18 protein-coding genes are annotated in these 18,613 nt (G+C 66.2%); 12 read left to right on the top strand and 6 right to left on the bottom strand.

The window, feature by feature from the left end; all coding sequences use genetic code 11:
- Positions 1-241 precede the first annotated feature (241 nt).
- The 5 genes from DBV14_RS21460 (at position 242) to DBV14_RS21440 (ending at position 4,975) form a co-directional block, all read left to right on the top strand.
- Positions 242-721, top strand: coding sequence for a rhodanese-like domain-containing protein (locus DBV14_RS21460; RefSeq protein WP_124461857.1), 480 nt, complete (start codon positions 242-244; stop codon positions 719-721).
- Between the two features lie 39 nt (positions 722-760).
- On the top strand, positions 761-1,675 hold the full coding sequence (epsC, locus tag DBV14_RS21455) for a serine O-acetyltransferase EpsC (protein ID WP_124461855.1): 915 nt from the start codon (positions 761-763) through the stop codon (positions 1,673-1,675).
- Positions 1,672-1,941, top strand: coding sequence for a helix-turn-helix transcriptional regulator (locus DBV14_RS21450; RefSeq protein WP_093240461.1), 270 nt, complete (start codon positions 1,672-1,674; stop codon positions 1,939-1,941). The genes epsC and DBV14_RS21450 overlap by 4 nt, the downstream gene beginning before the upstream one ends.
- A 73-nt stretch (positions 1,942-2,014) precedes the next feature.
- Positions 2,015-2,947: a family 2A encapsulin nanocompartment shell protein gene (locus DBV14_RS21445; protein WP_042579703.1), complete on the top strand. Its 933-nt coding sequence runs from the start codon at positions 2,015-2,017 to the stop codon at positions 2,945-2,947.
- A gap of 72 nt (positions 2,948-3,019) precedes the next feature.
- Positions 3,020-4,975, top strand: coding sequence for a family 2A encapsulin nanocompartment cargo protein cysteine desulfurase (locus DBV14_RS21440; RefSeq protein WP_260397167.1), 1,956 nt, complete (start codon positions 3,020-3,022; stop codon positions 4,973-4,975).
- Positions 4,976-4,981: 6 nt separating this feature from the next.
- Here DBV14_RS21440 and DBV14_RS21435 read toward each other — a convergent pair whose 3' ends face one another.
- Both DBV14_RS21435 and DBV14_RS21430 read right to left on the bottom strand, forming a co-directional pair.
- Positions 4,982-5,956 (bottom strand): alpha/beta hydrolase, encoded by a 975-nt coding sequence (locus tag DBV14_RS21435; protein ID WP_124461853.1) that lies wholly within the window; start codon positions 5,954-5,956, stop codon positions 4,982-4,984.
- A gap of 28 nt (positions 5,957-5,984) precedes the next feature.
- Entirely contained in the window at positions 5,985-6,815 is an 831-nt protein-coding gene (locus DBV14_RS21430; protein ID WP_124461851.1) for a GyrI-like domain-containing protein, read from the bottom strand.
- 189 nt (positions 6,816-7,004) lie between these two features.
- On the opposite strand from DBV14_RS21430, the gene DBV14_RS21425 reads away from it, so the two are divergent.
- The 3 genes from DBV14_RS21425 (at position 7,005) to DBV14_RS21415 (ending at position 11,352) form a co-directional block, all read left to right on the top strand.
- Positions 7,005-9,605: a GH92 family glycosyl hydrolase gene (locus tag DBV14_RS21425; RefSeq protein ID WP_124461849.1), complete on the top strand. Its 2,601-nt coding sequence runs from the start codon at positions 7,005-7,007 to the stop codon at positions 9,603-9,605.
- A 78-nt stretch (positions 9,606-9,683) separates the two neighbouring features.
- A complete protein-coding gene (locus DBV14_RS21420) occupies positions 9,684-11,039 on the top strand; it encodes an NAD(P)/FAD-dependent oxidoreductase (protein ID WP_124461848.1) in 1,356 nt (451 codons plus the stop codon).
- Positions 11,040-11,052: 13 nt separating this feature from the next.
- The gene (locus tag DBV14_RS21415) at positions 11,053-11,352 is read left to right on the top strand and encodes a hypothetical protein (RefSeq protein WP_124461846.1); all 300 of its coding nucleotides are present in this window, start codon (positions 11,053-11,055) and stop codon (positions 11,350-11,352) included.
- Positions 11,353-11,366: 14 nt separating this feature from the next.
- On the opposite strand, the gene DBV14_RS21410 is transcribed toward DBV14_RS21415, so the two are convergent.
- From DBV14_RS21410 to DBV14_RS21395, 4 genes are all read right to left on the bottom strand, one after another.
- Complete coding sequence (locus tag DBV14_RS21410) at positions 11,367-12,071, bottom strand: Asp/Glu/hydantoin racemase (RefSeq protein WP_124461844.1); 705 nt, start codon at positions 12,069-12,071, stop codon at positions 11,367-11,369.
- A gap of 34 nt (positions 12,072-12,105) precedes the next feature.
- Positions 12,106-13,041: a 2-dehydropantoate 2-reductase gene (panE, locus tag DBV14_RS21405; protein WP_124461842.1), complete on the bottom strand. Its 936-nt coding sequence runs from the start codon at positions 13,039-13,041 to the stop codon at positions 12,106-12,108.
- 69 nt (positions 13,042-13,110) lie between these two features.
- Positions 13,111-14,334 carry an N-methyl-L-tryptophan oxidase gene (solA, locus tag DBV14_RS21400; RefSeq protein WP_124461840.1) on the bottom strand — a complete coding sequence of 408 codons (1,224 nt, stop codon included), beginning with the start codon at positions 14,332-14,334 and terminating at the stop codon, positions 13,111-13,113.
- 27 nt (positions 14,335-14,361) lie between these two features.
- A complete protein-coding gene (locus DBV14_RS21395; RefSeq protein WP_124461838.1) occupies positions 14,362-15,354 on the bottom strand; it encodes an aliphatic sulfonate ABC transporter substrate-binding protein in 993 nt (330 codons plus the stop codon).
- Between the two features lie 218 nt (positions 15,355-15,572).
- On the opposite strand from DBV14_RS21395, the gene DBV14_RS21390 reads away from it, so the two are divergent.
- The 4 genes from DBV14_RS21390 to DBV14_RS21375 all read left to right on the top strand — a co-directional run bounded on the left by DBV14_RS21390 (position 15,573) and on the right by DBV14_RS21375 (position 18,519).
- Positions 15,573-16,415, top strand: a complete 843-nt coding sequence (locus tag DBV14_RS21390) for a transporter substrate-binding domain-containing protein (RefSeq protein ID WP_124461836.1) — start codon at positions 15,573-15,575, stop codon at positions 16,413-16,415.
- Positions 16,416-16,440: 25 nt separating this feature from the next.
- On the top strand, positions 16,441-17,154 hold the full coding sequence (locus tag DBV14_RS21385) for an amino acid ABC transporter permease (protein ID WP_124461861.1): 714 nt from the start codon (positions 16,441-16,443) through the stop codon (positions 17,152-17,154).
- On the top strand, positions 17,151-17,894 hold the full coding sequence (locus DBV14_RS21380; RefSeq protein WP_260397164.1) for an amino acid ABC transporter permease: 744 nt from the start codon (positions 17,151-17,153) through the stop codon (positions 17,892-17,894). The genes DBV14_RS21385 and DBV14_RS21380 overlap by 4 nt, the downstream gene beginning before the upstream one ends.
- A 70-nt stretch (positions 17,895-17,964) precedes the next feature.
- Positions 17,965-18,519, top strand: coding sequence for an NADPH-dependent FMN reductase (locus DBV14_RS21375; protein WP_124461834.1), 555 nt, complete (start codon positions 17,965-17,967; stop codon positions 18,517-18,519).
- Positions 18,520-18,613 lie beyond the last annotated feature (94 nt).

The raw sequence follows: 18,613 nt of genomic DNA, 5'->3' as shown, positions 1-18,613 counted from the left end.
CGGTGTCCTGTGCACGCACAACGAATGAACCCGCTTCAAACAGCAGCACTAAAAACAAGCCGCACCCGCAACAAAGGTGACCGAGCACCGGTCAAAAGGAAGCCGACACGCGTCTATACAACGCCCGGTTGTTAGGAATCGACTTTTCAGTTGTTTGAGGTTCCCGGTCGCGCTCCTACAGTGGTGGTTATCGCCATCACGCTCGATGGACAGAAGCAACGTACAACAGGAGCCTCACAGCATGTCAGTGGAAGTTGAAGACCTCGTCTTGCCCGAAGCACTGGAGCAGGCGCGCGCCAAGGCTGCCGAAGCCAATTGGCCCTACGCAGGGGGCGTTACCCCGCCAGTGGCCTGGGATCTTGTCCAGAAGGGCCAGGCCGTGCTGGTCGACGTGCGCTCCGGCGAGGAACGCAAGTTCGTCGGGCACGTGCCCGAAAGCCTGCATGTGGCATGGGCCACCGGCACCGCGCTCACACGCAATCCGCGCTTCGTGCGCGAACTCGAGGCCAAGCTTGCGAAAGAGGGCGGCAAGGAGGCCGTGGCGCTGCTGCTGTGCCGCAGTGGCAAGCGTTCCGCGCTGGCCGCCGAGGCCGCTGCCAAGGCCGGCTTCACCAACGTCTTCAACGTGCTCGAAGGCTTCGAGGGCGAGATCGATGAGAGACAACACCGCGGCGCCGCCGATGGGTGGCGCTTCCACAAGCTGCCTTGGGTGCAGGACTGATTGACCCAACGAACCGACTTTTCCGGGGAGGAAAAACACATGGCCCATTTCGAGGTAAGCGACATCGTGCGCGCGCTGCATGGCGTGCGCGACGAGTGGCGCGATTCGCAGCGCCGATCGCGTGAACCGGGTGCGCGCGAGTTTCCGTCGCGCGATGCGCTGACGCAAATCGTCGAGTCGCTGAAGGGCGCGCTCTTTCCCATGCGGCTCGGGCCGCCCGACCTGCGTCACGAGAGCGAAGACTTCTACGTCGGCCACACGCTCGACGCAGCGCTGCAGGGGCTGCTGGTGCAGGCGCGGCTTGAACTCAATTTCAACGCGCGGCACGAGCCGCGCTCCGCGAGCGACATCGACGAAGCCGCGACCGAAGCGGTGCGCCAGTTCGCCAATGCGCTGCCAGACCTGCGCCGGCTGCTCGACAGCGACGTGCTCGCCGCCTATCAGGGCGACCCGGCCGCGCGCAGCGTCGACGAAGTGCTGCTGTGCTATCCCGGCGTGCTCGCGATGATCCACCACCGGCTCGCGCATCGGCTCTACACGCTCGGCCTGCCGCTGCTGGCGCGCATCGTCGCCGAGCAGGCACACGGGCAGACGGGCATCGACATTCATCCGGGGGCGCAGATCGATGCGGGTTTCTTCATCGACCATGGCACGGGTGTCGTGATCGGCGAAACCGCCGTCATCGGCAAGCGCGTGCGGCTCTACCAGGCCGTCACGCTGGGGGCCAAGCGCTTTCCGACCGACACCGAAGGCAACCTGCAGAAGGGCCTGCCGCGGCATCCGGTGGTGGAGGACGACGTGGTCATCTACGCCGGCGCGACCATCCTCGGGCGCGTCACGCTGGGCAAGGGCGCCGTCATCGGCGGCAATGTCTGGATTACCGACGACGTGCCGCCCGGCGCGAGCGTCACGCAGGCCAGCCTGCAGAACGCACCGAAGGCAGGTGGGGCATGAAGGCGTTTGTCGAAGACTTCGGCGTCACGGTGCGCCAGTTGCGCGAGGGCAAGGGCTGGTCGCAGGAAGAGCTGGCGGAGCGTTCCGATCTGAACCGCTCCTACGTGGGCGAGATCGAGCGTGGGCGCGTCATTCCCTCGATCGTCACGGCGCAGAAGCTGGCCACCGCGCTGGGCATCAACATGGTCGGGCTGCTGATGCGTTGCGAGCAACTGGAGCAGTCGCGCCTTGCACGGCGGATCAACTTGGCGGCTATAGCCTGTTGAGGGGAAACCCTTGGCCGCCGGACACTGCGGCCACTTGTTTCTTTCCCATCATCAATCCACGGAGCCCTGATCCATGAGCGCAACAGTCGGTGGTACCACCGCCCTTGGCGACAACGCCGCACGCCAGCTAGCCAATGCCACCAAGACAGTTCCCCAGCTCGAGACCATCAGCCCGCGCTGGCTGACGCACCTGCTGCAATGGGTGCCGGTGGAGGCGGGCATCTACCGCGTCAACAAGGTCAAGAACCCCGAGTCGATCAAGGTCACCTGCACCTCGCGCGAAGAAGAGAACCAGCTGCCGCGCACCTTCGTCGACTACGAAGAAAACCCGCGCGAGCATTACCTGAACGCCGTGAGCACCGTGCTCGACGTGCACACCCGCATCTCCGACCTGTACAGCAGCCCGCATGACCAGATCAAGGAACAGCTGCGCCTGACGATCGAGACGATCAAGGAAAACCAGGAAAGCGAGCTCATCAACAACCCCGACTACGGCCTGCTGGCCCAGGTGAGCGAAGAGCAGCGCATCTTCCCGCTGACCGGCGCGCCCACGCCGGACGACCTCGACGAGCTGTTGACCAAGGTCTGGAAAGAGCCCGCGTTCTTTCTCACGCACCCGCTGGCCATTGCCGCCTTCGGCCGCGAAGCCACGCGCCGCGGCACGCCGCCGCCTACGGTGAGCCTGTTCGGTTCGCAGTTCATCACCTGGCGCGGCATTCCGCTGATTCCGTCGAACAAGGTGCCGGTGGCCGATGGCAAGAGCAAGATCCTGCTGCTGCGCGTGGGCGACAAGCGCCAGGGCGTGGTGGGCCTGTTCCAGCCGGGCCTGTCGGGCGAGCAGAGCCCGGGGCTGTCGGTGCGCTTCATGGGCATCAACAACCACGCGATTGCCTCCTACCTGATCTCGCTGTATTGCTCGCTCGCGGTGCTGACCACCGACGCGCTGGCGGTGCTCGACGACGTGGAGATCGGCAAGTACCACGACTATCCCGACACCTACAAGTAAGAAGAAGCCGCGGTGAGCACAACACCAACGATTCCGGGCGAGGCACCGTTCGATCCGGCCATCCTCGCGCGCATGGCCAGTGCCATGTTCTCCGAGCGGCCGGGCACGCCGCCCACGTCACTCACCTCGCTTCCCGGCGTGGCCAGCGGGCTGGTGCCGGGCGCGCAGTTCCCCGCCAACATCGCGCCGCCGGGCTCGCCGCTCGTGAGCCCCGCCGGCTTCGGCCCGAGCGTGCCGGGCACGCCGATTCCGCAAGGGCAGATCCCGGGCGCCAATGTGCTGCCCGCGTCGCCGACGCAGCTGCCATCGCTTGCCAATCGTGCACCGGCCTTGCTGCCGCACGCGGTGGCGGGCAATGGCGTGCCGGACAACGTGTTGTCCGTGGCGCCGGCCTTCGAGCCGCGTCTTGGAGGCACGGTGCTGGGCGTGCCGCAACAGGCCAACGCGCCTGCTTCGTCGTCCGCGCCGCAGGCGGCGGCATCGCCGTTCTACTTCCTGAACAACAGCTACGGGCATCCGTCGGCGGGTGCTCCCGCTGTGGCCTTGCCCCCTCTCCCGCATGCGGGAGAGGGCTGGGGTGAGGGCAGGGGCGTTCAATCATTTGCCGGCGTTCCATCGCCGCAGCCCCTCACCCCGACCCTCTCCCCGGAGGGCCGAGGGAGCCAATCCCAGGTGCAGGGGGGTGACAAACCGCAGTTCTATTTCGTCGACGCGGTGCGGCTGCCCAGCGGCTTCGTCACGCCGGCCAAGGCCGATCCGCGTGGCCCCGACGCGGTGCCGTTGGCCGGCAGCGGCCAGCATCCGCCGTTCGACGTCAACGCCATTCGCCGCGACTTCCCGATCCTGCAGGAGCGCGTGAACGGCAGGCAGCTCGTGTGGTTCGACAACGCGGCCACCACGCACAAGCCGCAATCGGTCATCGACCGCATCGCGTATTTCTACGCGCACGAGAACTCGAACATCCATCGTGCCGCGCATGAGCTGGCCGCGCGTGCGACCGATGCCTACGAAGGCGCACGCGAGCGTGTGCGCAAGTTCATCAACGCGCCCGAAGTCGAAGAAGTGATCTTCGTGCGTGGCACCACCGAGGCCATCAACCTCGTGGCCAAGAGTTGGGGCGGACAGCACGTGGGCGAGGGCGACGAGATCATCGTCTCGAATCTCGAGCACCACGCCAACATCGTGCCGTGGCAGCAGCTCGCCGCCGCCAAGGGTGCGAAGCTGCGCGTGATCCCGGTGGATGATTCGGGCCAGGTGCTGCTCGACGAATACCGCAAGCTGCTGAACGACCGCACGAAGATCGTCGCCGTCACTCAGGTCTCGAATGCGCTCGGCACCGTGGTGCCGGTGAAAGAGATCGTCGAACTGGCGCATCGGGCAGGCGCGAAGGCGCTGGTCGACGGCGCTCAGTCGGTTTCGCACATGCGCGTCGACGTGCAGGACATCGGTGCCGACTTCTTCGTGTTCTCCGGCCACAAGGTGTTCGGCCCGACCGGCATCGGCGTGGTCTGGGGCAAGCGCGAAGTGCTCGAAGACATGCCGCCGTGGCAGGGCGGTGGCAACATGATTGCCGACGTCACCTTCGAGAAGACCGTGTTCCAGCCGATCCCGAACAAGTTCGAGGCCGGCACCGGCAACATCGCCGATGCAGTAGGCCTGGGTGCCGCCATCGACTACGTCAACAAGGTCGGCATCGAGAACATTGCGCGCTACGAGCACGACCTGCTGGTGTACGGCATGGCGCAACTCGGTGCAATTTCGGGTGTGCGGCTGATCGGCACCGCGGCCGACAAGGCCAGCGTGATGTCCTTCGTGCTCGATGGCTACAGCACCGAAGAGGTGGGCCATGCGCTGAACGAAGAAGGCATCGCGGTGCGCACGGGGCACCATTGCGCGCAGCCGATTTTGCGGCGCTTCGGCGTCGAGACCACGGTGCGGCCGTCGCTGGCGTTCTACAACACCTTCGACGAAATCGACCGGTTGGTGACGGTGGTGCGGCGGCTCGCGGGGCAGCGGCGCGCGGGCTGAACCGAATCAGGGCTTCGAAGCCGGGGCGAGGTGCTGCCTGAAGAAGGCCGTCACCTCGGCATTCAACTGTGCGTGAAATGCCACGCGGTCGAACCCTCCGGTGTCCTTGCAGATCTCGGCAAATGCCTGCGTCATTGCCTCGGAGCAGGGCGCGAGAAAGGCGAAATGCGCCGAGTTGGCCGGCACCCGGAAGTCGGGCGGCGAGGGGAGGCCGCGCCGCACGATCTCCACGCGCGCGGGCAGCACGCCGTCGCCGCCGCGCTCGGATGCCCAGAGCTGGATCGGGATCTTCACGTTCTTCAAGCCTTCGGCATCGAAGAAGCTCAGCGGATCGGCAATCACCGCGGCCTTGATGCGGTCGTCGCGCACGGGCGGCTCGGCCGGGAGTTCATTCCGGCGGGCCTGCACGCACATGGGGACCTTGGAGTCCTTCGCGCACCAGGTCATGCCGGAGCGGAAATCGGGAACGGCGCCGGCGAGCGCGAGCCCGGTGTAGCCGCCCCGCGAAAAACCGAAGAAGCCGACCTGGCCGGGCACGATCCGCTCGGGCCACTGGCGCAGCATGTGGTCGACGAGCCGCCTCATGTCCATCGGCCGGCTGATGAAAACCGAGACATCCCCGTGCCGGGCCATGTCCTCGAAGTTGTCGCCCGAATGGTTGATCGCGGCCACCACGAAGCCGGCATCCGCCAGCGCTGCGGCCGTGTCGCGGTGGCCGAGAAACGAGCCGCCCGCGCCGTGCGACATCACGACCAGCGGCCACTGGCCGGACTTGGCGGGACAGTCTTTTGCGACCTGGAGGGTGATGAGCGGTCCGAACGCGACAGGGGCGGTCGGCGCATCGCAGGGATACCAGACGGCGCCCCGCAGCGCGGGCCCGGCCGCGTCGGCCGGCACCTCGATGAAGCCGAGGCCGGCGGCCTGCGCCAGCGTGATCGAAAGACAGGAGGCGGCGCAAAGGACGATGGAGCGAAGAGACATGGATGTACAAGTCGATGAGGTGGAGTGGTCAGTGCGCAGCGCGAATCGGAATGAGCAGGTCGGTGCGTAATTCGGCCTGCGAGACCTTGCGTGGCGAGTTCAGGTAATGCTCCAGCACGGGCCGGTCGTCGGGCTCGTAGCCGCTGCCAGGAAGCCATCTCGCGTAGAGCGTGTTGATTGCCGCGTTGATGCGGGCATAGGGGCCGGCCAGGCAATGCAATGCATAGCGCCCGGCGGGTATCTCGAGCATCCCGATGTCCGCATCCACAGGCCATGGTGCGATCGATGCCGCCGCGGCGTAGTACCTGAAATCTTCCGGGTCCTCGGGGTCGCCCGAAGAGATGCCCAGCCACTGCGACACGGCCCGTTCTCCGGCATGTACGCGCAGCAGCCGCTGCGTGTGGGGAATGGTGGAAGGCGGCCCCTGGTGGCGAAGCGCGCGCACCTGCTGTGCGGGCCGCTCGATGATGCGCACCGGCGAGACAGCGACTGCACCCCCATCCAGCGCGATGCTTTGCATCTGCTGCTGGAAGTCGCGCGGGGATTGGCCGGTGAACTGGCCGAAGGCGCGCGTGAAGGCCTGCGGGCTGTCGTAGCCCGTCGCCATCGCCACCTGCGTGATGCTCTGCCGGCCCTCCTGCAGCAGTCGCGTGGCCAGCGCCAGCCGCACGCGGCGCACGGTGGTCGCCACGGTTTCTCCGGCAATGCTGCTGTAGACGCGGTGAAAGTGGAATGGCGAGAAATGCGCCAGGCGCGCCAGGTCTTCGAGCCGGTGCTCGGCCATCGGATCGGCCACGATGGCCGCCACGACGCATGCCACGCGTTGTCTGTAGTTCTGCTCGGCACGCCGGGTTTTCATGGCCGCCAGTGTGCCGCGAGCCGGCCGTCGCTGCTTAGCAGACCTTGCGCAAATCGCTAGCTTGTTGCGCTGCCAACGCCGTGTTCTGTCCGGGAAATCACAAGCGCGCTGGCACAGGGGGCGTACATACACTGCGGCCGCTCGGCGCTCCGACCCCCGGGGCGATGTGCAAGCAGCAAGGGAGACAACATGGAAAAGAAGAACGCATGCAGGAACCTGGCGGCGGGGCTGATCGCCGCGTCGGTATTGACGGCGTGTGGCGGCGGCAGTTCAGGGGGCTTTTCAGTCCCGATACCTACGGCGACAGACACGACCGGCGCAACGACCACCGGCACAACGACCACCGGCACAACGACGGCATCGAACGACGGCACACCGGACCTCGTGCCGAAGCAGGAGAAACGGGTCGACATCGAATCGTTGAAGACGTACGTCAACCTGTTCGTCGGCACGAAGATCTCCGACACCGGGAGCGGCCATTCCGGCAACGTCAATCCGGGTGCCCAGACGCCCTTCGGCATGGTGAGCTTCGGGCCCGAGACCGACGGCAGCGGACAGCCATGGGGCGATGGTTCTGGCGGTTACTACTACGGCGACACGAGCATCCGCTACTTCAGCATGACCCACCTCAACGGTCCTGGCTGCAGAGGGCAAGGCGCGGTGGCCATCCTGCCGAACAACGCGAGCGGCGGCATTCCTTCAGGCGGCCTGAGCTACACGAAGGCGAACCAGTCGGCCGCACCCGGCTACTACAAGGTGAAGTTCGACAACGGTATCACGAGCGAGCTGACCGCGACCACGCGCACCGGCATGGCGAAGATCAGCTATGCGGACAAGGACAAGGCCTACCTCGTCATCGACTCCGCCCGCAACAATCCCAACCAGGGCGGTGTGTCCTATCCCGAGCTGACCGAGATCGCGTTGAGCGCGGACCGCAAGTCCGTCTCTGGCAAGGCCGTCGCGAACGAGTTCTGCGGGGGCACGTGGAAGCAGCCCGTCTACTACTACGCGAGCTTCGACAAGCCACTCAAGGCCAGTTCAGCCATCTCCGGCAAGGCGGCGGTTTTACAGTTCGATCTGGGGACCGCGGACCTGACGGTGCAGGTCAAGGTCGGCATCTCCTCGGTCAGCACCGCCAATGCCCAGAAGAACCTCGAGTCTGAAAACGCAGACTGGTCTTTCAGCGCAACCAGGGCAACAGCCGAGAAGAACTGGAACAGCCGCCTCAATGTCGTGCAGCTCGATCTTGCGAAGCCCGGCGAAATCGACAAGGTGGATGCGAAGAAGAAGAAGAACGAGGCCATCGCCAACCTGACGAAGTTCTACACGGCCCTCTACCGCGTCTACAGCGGCCCGACCGTCTACAGCGACGTCAATGGGGACTACCGCAGCATGAAACAGGTCGACATCAAGCAGAGCAACGCTGTTCTGCCCGACAGGACGAACGAGAACGTCGCCAACTACAGGTTCAAGGTCGACGGAAAAGACGCGGGCTACAAGACCCACTACAGCGGCTTCTCGATGTGGGACACCTACCGCAGCCAGGCCCAGCTGCTGGCGCTGATTGCACCGGACGAAGCCAGCGAAATGATGCAGTCGCTGGTGGCCGACGCGCAGCAGTGCGGTGCCTTCCCGCATTGGGTGGACGGCAGCGAGGACACCACGCCGATGAACGGCGACCATGCACCCACGGTGGTCGCGGGCTCCTACCTCTTCGGAGCGAAGAAATTCGACCTGGAAATGGCTCGCAAATTCATGCTCCAGTCGGTCGGCGACAAGAACAGCCAGTGCAACGACAAGTTCGCGATCGCCAAGTCGGACAACAGCCGTGCCGACTACATCAGCCTGGGCTGGATCCCTTCGGACCGGGGCTACGACCATCCCACGTCGACCACCCTCGAAGCAATGACCACGGACCGCTCGGTCGGTGCGTTCCTCGATGCGCTTCCCGACACCCGGGCTGCGGACCAGAGCGTGATACAGAAGGCGTTCGAGCGGGCCGGCAACTGGCGGAACATCTTCGACGAAAGCAGCAGGTCGCTGGCATCGAAAGCCGCCGACGGCACGTGGGACGGGGAGGGCGATTTTCATGAGTCGACCGAAGAGAACTACATCTGGACCTTCGCTTACGACTGGACGCGCCTCACCGACAAGCTCGGCGGGAAGGACGGTGCCCTCAAGCGGCTCGGCCAGCTGTTCACGCTGGACGACAAGAACCCGTTCACCGGCCGCGAACCCACCGGGCAGGACCTGAACGGCGGCGAAGGCTCCAGTCGCTACTACATCGGCAACGAGCCGGCCTTCCAGACGCCATGGGCCTACAACTGGCTCGGCTCGGCGAAGTACGCGCAGTACATCATCCCGGTCATCCTGCGAAAGAACTTCTCGCTCGAAGCCGGCGGTCTCCCGGGCAACGACGACATGGGCGCAACCTCGGGCTGGTTCGTGTGGGCGGCGATGGGACTCTATCCGGCGATTCCGTCGGCACCGGGCCTGGCCGTCTCGACACCGCAGTTCTCGGGCATGACGCTGTGGCTGGGCAATGGCAAGAAGCTTCGCATCGAAGCCGACCGGCAGGCGCTGCTCGACGACGTGCGCTACATCAGCGAGATGAAGTTCAACGGCACCGCCTACGCAGGCTCGTGGCTGCCGGTGGACAGGATCAAGGACGGCGGAACGCTCACCTACAAGCTGTCGCCGACACCCACCGACTGGGCCTCCGCTGCGGCGCTGACGCCGCCTTCGGGACCGGCTGCGGACTACACACGGGCAACCGCGGCGCCAGGTTGAGCTGAAGCGGCCCCGGGGAGGGCATTGGCGGGGAGGGGCGTTATGCTGCGTAATTGTTAACAACGTTATGTAGCCTGAATGCCTTCGACCGAAGCCTCACAAGCCAACCTGAATGCCGACGAATCCTGCGACGTGCTCGTGATCGGTGGCGGCCCCGCCGGTTCCACCATTGCCGCGCTGCTGGCACAACAAGGCCGCAAGGTCGTGCTGCTCGAGAAAGAGCACCACCCGCGCTTTCATATCGGCGAGTCACTGTTGCCGGCGAATGTCGAGCTGTTCGAAAAGCTCGGCGTGCGCGACCAGGTCGAGAAGATCGGCATGCCCAAGTTCGGCATCGAGTTCGTCTCGCCCGAGCATGAGCACCGCAGCTACGTGGAGTTTGCCGAAGGCTGGGACAAGTCGCTCGACTCGGCTTGGCAGGTGCGCCGCTCGGAGCTCGACGAGATGCTGTTCCGCAACGCGGCCACGCGCGGCGCGCAGGCCATCGAAGGCTGCAAGGTGCGCGATGTGGCGTTCGATGCCGACGGCGCCACGGTGCAAGCCAAGATGGACGATGGCGCCGGGCGCAACTGGCGCGCCCGCTTCGTGGTCGATGCCACGGGCCGCGACACGCTGCTGGCCAACAAATTCCGCTGCAAGGAAAAGAACCCCGACCACAACAGCACCGCGCTGTTCGGCCACTTCACGAGCGCCGAGCGGCTCGAAGGCAAGAAGGAAGGGAACATCAGCATCTGCTGGTTCCCGCACGGCTGGTTCTGGTTCATTCCGCTGGCCGATGGCACCACCAGCGTGGGTGCGGTGTGCTGGCCGTACTATCTGAAGACGCGCGACAAGCCGCTGAAGGAATTTTTCTACGACACCATCGCGACCTGCCCGGTGCTGGTGGACCGCCTGAAGAACGCCACGCTGGTCGACGACGCGGTGCATGCCACCGGCAATTTCTCGTACTCGAGCACGCACGCCACCGGCGACCGCTACCTGCTGCTGGGCGACGCCTTCACCTTCATCGACCCGATGTTCTCGTCGGGCGTGTACCTGGCGATGCACAGCGCCTTCGATGGCGCCGAGCTTGTAGCCACCGCGCTCGATCAGCCGAAGGAGCTGGCGGCGGCGCGCCAGGCCTTCGAAGCCATGATGCGCAAGGGACCGCGCGAGTATTCGTGGTTCATCTACCGCGTGACCAACCCGACCATCCGCGACATGTTCATGCACCCGGGCAATCCGTTCCGCGTGAAGGAAGCGCTGATGTCCCTGCTGGCCGGCGACATCTACAAGGGCACGCCGATGTGGGGCGCGCTGCGCATGTTCAAGGTGCTGTACTACGGCATCTCGATCGCCAACCTGCGCCGCACCGTGGCCGGCTGGAAGCGCCACCGCTTCAACACGCGGGACATGGGCGCGCTGAAGGGCGAGACGATCCTGAAGTCGGACTAGGGGAATGGCCGCATTGCCGTCGAGAACCGCCATCGGCGTGGTGCTGGTCGGCCTCGGGCTTGCCATAGCCGTCTGGAGCTACAACGGCTATGGCGGATCTGTCGGGTGCGGCGCCTGGGCGCTGAGTTGCCTGTACCGCGCACTGGCGTGGCACTTCGGCATCCAGGTCGTTGCGACCGCCACGCTGTGGTGGGAAGCCTGTACCGCGCAGCGAAGCCCGGCCCTGAAGTGGACGAAGCGCGCGTTGGCAATCGTCGCCACCCTGGTTCTTCTTTCCCCTCTGATGGTGCTTGCGTCGGTGTTCTTGCTGTAGCGACTCTCTAAGGGCTACCAGCCCGACATGCCCGCGCTGCCCGAAGCCCATGCCGTGCCCGAGGCGCGCAGCGTGGCCACGGCATGCGCCACGCCCAACTGGGGGCTGCTGAGCACCTCGATGCCAAGGTCCGCGAGCAAAGGCGTCACCGGGGCCATCGACGCCTGCGCCAGCACGATCACGTCGGTGGCGCCGGCGGCGGCGGCGCGGATCGAGTCGGCCAGCATCGCCACATAGCGCGCGGTGTCGCCGACCTGGAAGTACGCCCAGGCGTCTTCGATCAGCAGGGTGCTCGCCCGGATGCCGACACCCGCCTGCGTGGCCGCGGAAAGAACCAGCGACAGGGTCGGGTCGAGCGTGCTTTCGACGGCCGCGGCAATCAGCACGCGCGGTCCGCTGCGCACGGCGCGGTCGGCCATGGCACGGTCGATGCGCAAGGCTGAAAAGGCGCCGCCGGTGGCGGTTTTCTCGGCGATGCCGCCAATGGTGGAGCAGGTGCACACGACCACCGGCGCGCCGTCGGAGGCGGCTTCGCGCATGGCCTCGTGCACGCGCGTGACGAGGCCGGCGTTGGTGATGCCCAGGGTGCGGGCGTCGGCCAGCAGGTCTTCCATGACCAGGTGCTGGACGTTCAGGTCGGGCGCTATTTCGCGGGCGAGTTCGCCGAAGGTCTGCACATGCACCTGCGCCGTATGGAGAAATGAAAGCGTCTCGGCCATGGTGTTGTCGTTTGTTTTTTGTCGTCGTCGTGGCTCAGCCGGCCTCGCGGGCGCGCCGGGCTTCGTAGGCCTTGAGGTGGACGTAGGCCGTGCGCAGCACCGACGGCGTGGCTGTGCCGTCACGCGGTGGCGCGCGGCCGAGCAGATCGCCCACGATGTGGTCGGCCTCGATGGGCGCGCCGCGCACCATGTCCTTGTACATCGACGCCGTCATCGGCGAGCCCGCGGTGGTGACCATCGCGCGGCCACGCTGGATGGCGGTGGGGCGGGGCGCGAAGCCGTTGTGCGCGGCAATGGCGCAGCACTCGTCGAAGATCGACAGCGCCACGTCTTGCCCGCCGGCCGCGACGATGTCGCCGATGGATGCGCGCATCAGGCTCGTGAGGCCCGCCGCCGAGGCGATGAAGACCCACTTTTCCCACATGTCCTGCATGATGGTTTCGCTGGCGGTGGCGCTGAACTTCGCGCCTTCGAACTGGGCCGCGATGGCGTCGACGCGGGCCGAGCGGCCACCGGCGCGCTCGCCGTAGGTCAGGCCGTGCATGTCGTTCAGGTGCAGCACGCGGCCCTCGTCGTCCAGCGTGGCGGAGATCATGCACAGGCCGCCCAGAACGCGCTCCGCGCCGAAGCGCTGGGCCAGCCGGTCGATATGCCCCATGCCGTTGAGCAGCGGAAGAATGACGGTGTCCGGGCCCACGGCGGGCGCGAACGAATCCATGGTCGCGTCGAGGTCGTAGGCCTTGCTGCCGACCACGACCACGTCGAAGGGCGCCTTGATGTCTTCGGCCAGCACATGGGCCGGCGCCGGCAATTGCAGGTTGCCGAACGGGCTCTGGACGACCAGCCCGGTCTTCGCGAGCTGCGCCGCGCGGCGCGGACGAAGCAGAAAGGTGACGTCGCGCCCCGCCTCGAGCAGGCGACCGCCGAAATAGCCACCGAGTGCACCCGCACCCACCATCAGAAATCTCATCGTGCATCGCTCCCGGATCGAAACAAAGAAGACCGGAAGCGATGATGCCCGGGATCGGGCGCGGTTGCTCTAAGCGGTTTCCTTGCCCCCGAGCAGCCGTTGTCGGCCAAAAGGCCGCAGATCGAGCCCGTGCGAGCTGGCGCGGCCCAGCACGTGCTCGGCAATGGCTTCGCCCAGCCCGGCCGAGTGCTTGAAACCGTGGCCCGAGCAGGCCGAGGCGATGAGCACGCTCGGCAGGCCGTCGAGCGCGTCGATCACGAAGCTGCGGTCGGGCGTGACGGTGTACATGCAGGCGCGCGCCTTGAGGGCGCGGCCGTCGATTTGCGGAAAGCGGCCGGCGATGCGGTTGCGGTACATCGCCGCCGTTTCCTCGGGGCTCACGGTGCGGTCGATGGTGTCTGGCGTGGTGGCATCGACGTACTGCTCGGTCGCGACCTTGAGCGCGGGTTGCGACGGATCGGAGGCCGGAAAACCGTACATGTAGTCTTCCTGCGCGTCGCCGAACATCCAGATGAAGATGGGAAAGCGGCCCGGCGCGAAGTCGGCGGCGGCGTTGCCCGCGTCGAACCAGTGCATGACTTGGCGGTGCACCGAAAAGTTTGCCTGCCAGTCGGCGCGGGCCTGCCGGCCGAGAAACTCCGGCAGCCATGCGCCGGCAGCGACCACCACGCGGTCGGCCGTGAAGCTGGCGGTGTCGGTGCGAACCCGCACCGTGTCGCCATTGCCCACCGGCTCGACGGCCTGCACGCGCTCGCCGGTGCGGGTCTGCGCGCCCGAGGCGCGGGCCACGGCGAGCTGCGCGCCGATGGCGTCTTCGGGCCGCACGAAACCGGCGTCGCGCTCGTGGTAGCCGATTTCGTCGCCCTGCAGGTTGAACTGCGGAAAGCGCGCGCGAATGCCGGCCGCGTCGAGCACCTCGTGCGCGATGCCGAAGCGCTCGGCGCAGGCGATGGTGCGGCGCACGAAATCGGCCTTGCCGTGGTGTTCGGCCACGCGGTCGCGCGGCGCCAGGATCAGGCCGCTGGTAGTGGTCATCAGCGGCTTGCCGGTGCGGGCTTCGAGCTCGCGCCAGATGGCGTGCGAGCGCTGCACGAAGGGCACGTAGTCGTCGCCTTCGCCGACGGCCAGCCGCGTGATGCGCGAGTCGCCGTGCGAGGAGCCCTGGTCGTGCGGCGGCGCGAACTGGTCGATGCCCAGCACGCGCACGCCGCGCTGCGACAGTTGGTAGAGGGTGGCCGCGCCAAGGGCGCCGAGGCCGACGACGATGACGTCGTAGTGGGAAGACGTGGTCACGGATGCGTGCGCTTTATCAGGAAGGCTTCAGACGAGGTTCAGGTCCAGGAAGGCGTCCTTCACCTCGATGGGCTTGGGAATGAGCTTGAGCTGCGCGAACACGTCGGCCAGGCCTTGCTGTTCCTTCGCAATGGCGGGCGTGAGCGCAACCACGCCATATTGGCGCCGTTCGGTCGCGAGCGCCAGCACCTTGGGCTCGACCTTGAGCTGTGGCGACAGCGTGGCCACCACGTCGGCCGGATGCCCCTGCGCCCATTCGTTGGCCTTGCGCAGTTCGGCGAACACGGTGCGCAAGATGTCCTGGTTGGCCCGTGCAAAACCGGGCTGCGCGAAGTGGTAGGTGCGGTTGCCGCTCAGGCCGGTGCCGTCGAACAGCAGGCGCGAATCGGTGGCAACCTGCGCGCCGGCCAGGAACGGGTCCCACAGGCCGATGGCCGCGACGCTACCCGACTGATAGGCGGCCACCGTGTCCGATGCGGTGGTGATGTACACCGCCTCGACGTCTTCGTAGCGCAGGCCCGCGGCTTCGAGCGCACGGATCAGCACGTACTGCGTGTTGTAGCCGCGACCGGTTACCACGCGCTTGCCCTTCAGGTCGCGCACGCTGCGGATCGGCGAGTCGCGCGGCACCAGGAAACCCACGCCGCCGGGGTAGGGGCTTTCCGCCGCGAGGTACACCAGGCCCTTGCCGCTGGCCTGCTGGAACACGCCGATGCCGTCGGAGGCATGGCCGAAGTCGATGGCGCCGGCGGCCAGTGCTTCCGACAGCTGGCTGCCGCCCAGGAACTCGGCCCACTCGACTTTCACGCCCGCGGGTTCGAGCGCCTTTTCAAGCTGGCCCGTGCCCTTGAGGATGTTGAGCGTGTTGAACTTCTGGTAGCCGATGCGCAAGGTCTTGGCGCGGGACGAAGCGGATTGAGCAAAGAGCGGCGCGACGGCGGCGGTGGCCGCGGCGCCGACACCGGCGCGAAGCAGCAGGCGCCGCGACAGCGCGGGCGTGAACGGATGGATGGGGTTCATGAGAAAGAGCGGCCGCGCAGGCGCGCGGACTGGAGAAAAGAGAGAAGAAGAGTGGCCCGAGGCCGGCGAATGTAGAAGTTCTTCTGCCTTTGCACCACGACGCTTTTTTCATTTGCTCATGCGCAAGTCAGAGGTGCATATGCAAGCGGAATTTGCTTCGTTGGCGCAAATGCATGCGATGCCTAGAGTCGCGGCTTTCCATATTTCGAAGAGCAGGCATGACCCGCAGCAGCACATTCATCGTTTCAAGCTTGGCGCTGGCCGCCGGCTTTCTTTCCTTTGGTGGTTCCGCATGGGCCGACAGGCTCGACGACGTCAAGAAGGCCGGCGTGCTGCGCGTGGCCGCGTTCGACGGCAACCCGCCTTTCGGCTACATCGACGCCACCAGCAAGAAGCAGGTGGGCCACGACATCGACCTGGCCACCGAGTTCGCGAAAAGCCTGGGCGTGAAGATCGAGCTGGTGCCGACCAACCCCGCCAACCGCGTCCCGCTGCTCACCTCGGGCAAGGTCGATGTGGTGTTCGCGAGCTTCACCATCACCGACGAGCGCGCCAAGGCGGTCGACTTCACCACGCCGTACTTCCTGGTGGGCCAGCAGTTCCTGGCGAAGAAGGGCGTGCTGAAGGACGCCGCCCAGATCAAGGACATCCGCATCGGCACCGAGAAGGGCACGACGATGGAAGCCAATCTGCGCAAGAACTACCCCGATGCCAAGGTCGTGCTGTACGACGATTCACCCTTTGCACTGGCCGCGCTGCGCAACGGCAACGTGCAGGCCATCACCAACGACGGCGTGAAGCTCACGGCCCAGTGGAATGCGATTCCCGACAAGGAAAAGTACGAGATCCCGGCGATCACCGTGTCGAAGGAATACCTGGGCGCCGCCGTGCCCAAGGGCGAGGCCCGCCTGCTCGAAGCGCTGAACACCTGGCTGGTCGACAGCGAGAAGAACGGCCGCGCGCTGGCCATCTACAACGCCTGGTTCGGCCCGGAAAGCAAGGCGCCGCTGCCGCGCCTGCTGAAGATCGGCGACCAGCGCGTTGCCGCTGCCGCCAACTGACGGGGTCGATGCGGCCTTGATCGATCTGTTGCGCGAGCAGCTGCTCGCGCCTCATTACCTGCGCTGGCTGCTCGACGGCTGGCTGACGACGCTGTGGACCTCGCTGCTGGTGGCGGCGGGCGCCACGGCGCTCGGCGTCGTGATTGCGGCGGGGCGCTCGTCGAGCAGCCCCGCCTTGCTGCGCGCAACGGGCGCGTATGTCTCGCTGTTTCGCAACACGCCGTTGCTGGTACAGCTTTTCTTCTGGTACTTCGGTGCGCCCAGCGTGCTGCCCGAGGCCGTGCGTGAGTGGCTCTACGCGGGCCACGTGCTGTCGTTCGAAATGCTCTCGGCGCTGGTCGGGCTGACGCTGTATGCGGCCGCCTACGTGGGCGAGGACATCCGCTCCGGCATTCGCGGCGTGCCCGCGGGCCAGACGCTGGCAGCGCTTGCGCTGGGCCTCACGCGTGCGCAGGTGCTGGCACAGGTGGTGCTGCCGCAGGCGTTGCGCATCGCCTTGCCGCCGCTGCTGGGGCAGTACATGAACATCGTGAAGAACACCTCGCTCGCGATGGCCGTGGGGCTGGTCGAACTGTCTTATGCCTCGCGGCAGGTGGAGGCCGAGACCTTCAAGACTTTCCAGGCCTTCGGCTTCGCGACCTTGCTGTACATCGTGACCATCGGCGCCATCGAGGTGCTGGCCGCGTGGGCGGCGCGGCGGCAGGCATCGTCGATGCCCGTGCCGGGGAGGGCGGCATGACGGCAGCAACCATGATCGAGACGCTGTGGGACAGCCTGCCGTACCTGTTGTGGGGCGCGTTCCCCAGCGGGCAGCTCGGCGGTGCGGCGCTGACCGTGTTGCTCAGTGCAGGCTCGGGCATCGCCTCGGCGGTGCTGGGGCTGGCGTGGGGCATCGGGCTGGCGACCGCACAGGGTGCGCTGAAGACCGTGCTCACGCTGGTGCTCGGGTTCTTCCGCGCGATTCCGGTGCTGATGCTGATTTTCTGGACCTACTTTCTCTTGCCGTTCGCGCTGGGCATCAGCGTGCCGGGTGTGTTGTCAGTGATGTGCGCGCTGTCGCTGGTGGGCGGTGCCTACCTGGCGCACGCGGTGCACGCGGGCATTCGCGGCATCGGCGCGGGGCAGTGGGCCGCCGGCCTGTCGCTCGGCCTCACGCGCTGGGGCACGCTGCGTTTCATCGTGCTGCCGCAGGCGCTGCGGATGATGCTGCCGTCGTTCATCAACCAGTGGGTGACGCTGGTGAAAGACAGTTCGCTGGCCTACATCGTCGGCGTGGGCGAGCTGTCGTTCGTGGCTTCGCAGGTGAATGCGCGCACGATGGTTTTCCCCGCGGAAATCTTCATGCTGGTGGGCGCGATCTACTGGCTGCTGTGCACCGGGCTTGACCGGTTGGCGAACAGGCTGGCGCGGCGCGCGCAAAAATCGGCGGGTGAGCCCGCCAAGAACTTTTCCAGAAAAGGTCTTGAGCGGTTCGCATAATCGCGTTCGTCTTTCCAGACGGTCAGCCAGTCATTTACTTCAACATCCCACCTCTTCAAGGAGTTCATCCATGGCCCAAACCCGGATCGCCGTCATCGTCGGCAGCCTTCGCAAGGAATCGCACAACCAGAAGCTGGCCCTGGCGCTGGCCCACCTGGCCCCCTCGGACTTCACCTTCGAGCACCTGCGCATCGACGATCTGCCGCTCTACAACCAGGACGACGACGGCAACCAGGCGTCGGCGGTGAAGCGCCTGAAGAGCGAAATCGCGGCGGCGCAGGGCCTGCTGTTCGTCACGCCCGAATACAACCGCTCGATTCCGGGCGTGCTGAAGAACGCGATCGACCACGCCTCGCGTCCGTATGGCCAGAACGCCTGGGGCGGCAAGCCTGCGGGCGTGGTGGGCATTTCGGTCGGCGCCATCGGCACGGCGCTGGCACAACAGCACCTGCGCAACATCCTGGCGTACCTGGACGTTCCGACGCTGGGCGCGCCCGAAGTGTTCCTGCAGACGAAGGACGACCTGTTCGACGACAAGGGCCACATCGGCAACGAAGGCTCGAAAAAATTCCTGCAGGGCTGGATGGACAAGTACGTCGCGTGGATCAAGAGCCACTCTGCCTGACGCCTCTGCTTTTCTGCGCAACGTGATGCGCTGCATTGCGTTGCTGTTGAAGAGGGAGCGGATTCATCGGGGCGACGCCCACGCCGACGGTGTG

This window comes from Variovorax sp. KBW07, assembly GCF_003852515.1.
GTDB lineage: Bacteria > Pseudomonadota > Gammaproteobacteria > Burkholderiales > Burkholderiaceae_C > Variovorax.
Note: the sequence above shows the minus strand (reverse complement) of the source record. Positions and strands in the feature narration are given on the sequence as shown.

Excerpts from the sequence above, each read along its gene's own strand:
- DBV14_RS21420 (WP_124461848.1), top strand. The coding sequence starts at position 9,684 with ATGCCTTCGACCGAAGCCTCACAAGCCAACCTGAATGCCGACGAATCC.
- DBV14_RS21410 (WP_124461844.1), bottom strand. The coding sequence starts at position 12,071 with ATGGCCGAGACGCTTTCATTTCTCCATACGGCGCAGGTGCATGTGCAG.
- DBV14_RS21395 (WP_124461838.1), bottom strand. The coding sequence starts at position 15,354 with ATGAACCCCATCCATCCGTTCACGCCCGCGCTGTCGCGGCGCCTGCTG.
- DBV14_RS21375 (WP_124461834.1), top strand. The coding sequence starts at position 17,965 with ATGGCCCAAACCCGGATCGCCGTCATCGTCGGCAGCCTTCGCAAGGAA.
- epsC (WP_124461855.1), top strand. The coding sequence starts at position 761 with ATGGCCCATTTCGAGGTAAGCGACATCGTGCGCGCGCTGCATGGCGTG.
- DBV14_RS21445 (WP_042579703.1), top strand. The coding sequence starts at position 2,015 with ATGAGCGCAACAGTCGGTGGTACCACCGCCCTTGGCGACAACGCCGCA.
- DBV14_RS21390 (WP_124461836.1), top strand. The coding sequence starts at position 15,573 with ATGACCCGCAGCAGCACATTCATCGTTTCAAGCTTGGCGCTGGCCGCC.
- DBV14_RS21460 (WP_124461857.1), top strand. The coding sequence starts at position 242 with ATGTCAGTGGAAGTTGAAGACCTCGTCTTGCCCGAAGCACTGGAGCAG.
- DBV14_RS21435 (WP_124461853.1), bottom strand. The coding sequence starts at position 5,956 with ATGTCTCTTCGCTCCATCGTCCTTTGCGCCGCCTCCTGTCTTTCGATC.
- DBV14_RS21425 (WP_124461849.1), top strand. The coding sequence starts at position 7,005 with ATGGAAAAGAAGAACGCATGCAGGAACCTGGCGGCGGGGCTGATCGCC.
- panE (WP_124461842.1), bottom strand. The coding sequence starts at position 13,041 with ATGAGATTTCTGATGGTGGGTGCGGGTGCACTCGGTGGCTATTTCGGC.
- DBV14_RS21380 (WP_260397164.1), top strand. The coding sequence starts at position 17,151 with ATGACGGCAGCAACCATGATCGAGACGCTGTGGGACAGCCTGCCGTAC.
- DBV14_RS21440 (WP_260397167.1), top strand. The coding sequence starts at position 3,020 with ATGGCCAGTGCCATGTTCTCCGAGCGGCCGGGCACGCCGCCCACGTCA.
- DBV14_RS21450 (WP_093240461.1), top strand. The coding sequence starts at position 1,672 with ATGAAGGCGTTTGTCGAAGACTTCGGCGTCACGGTGCGCCAGTTGCGC.
- DBV14_RS21430 (WP_124461851.1), bottom strand. The coding sequence starts at position 6,815 with ATGAAAACCCGGCGTGCCGAGCAGAACTACAGACAACGCGTGGCATGC.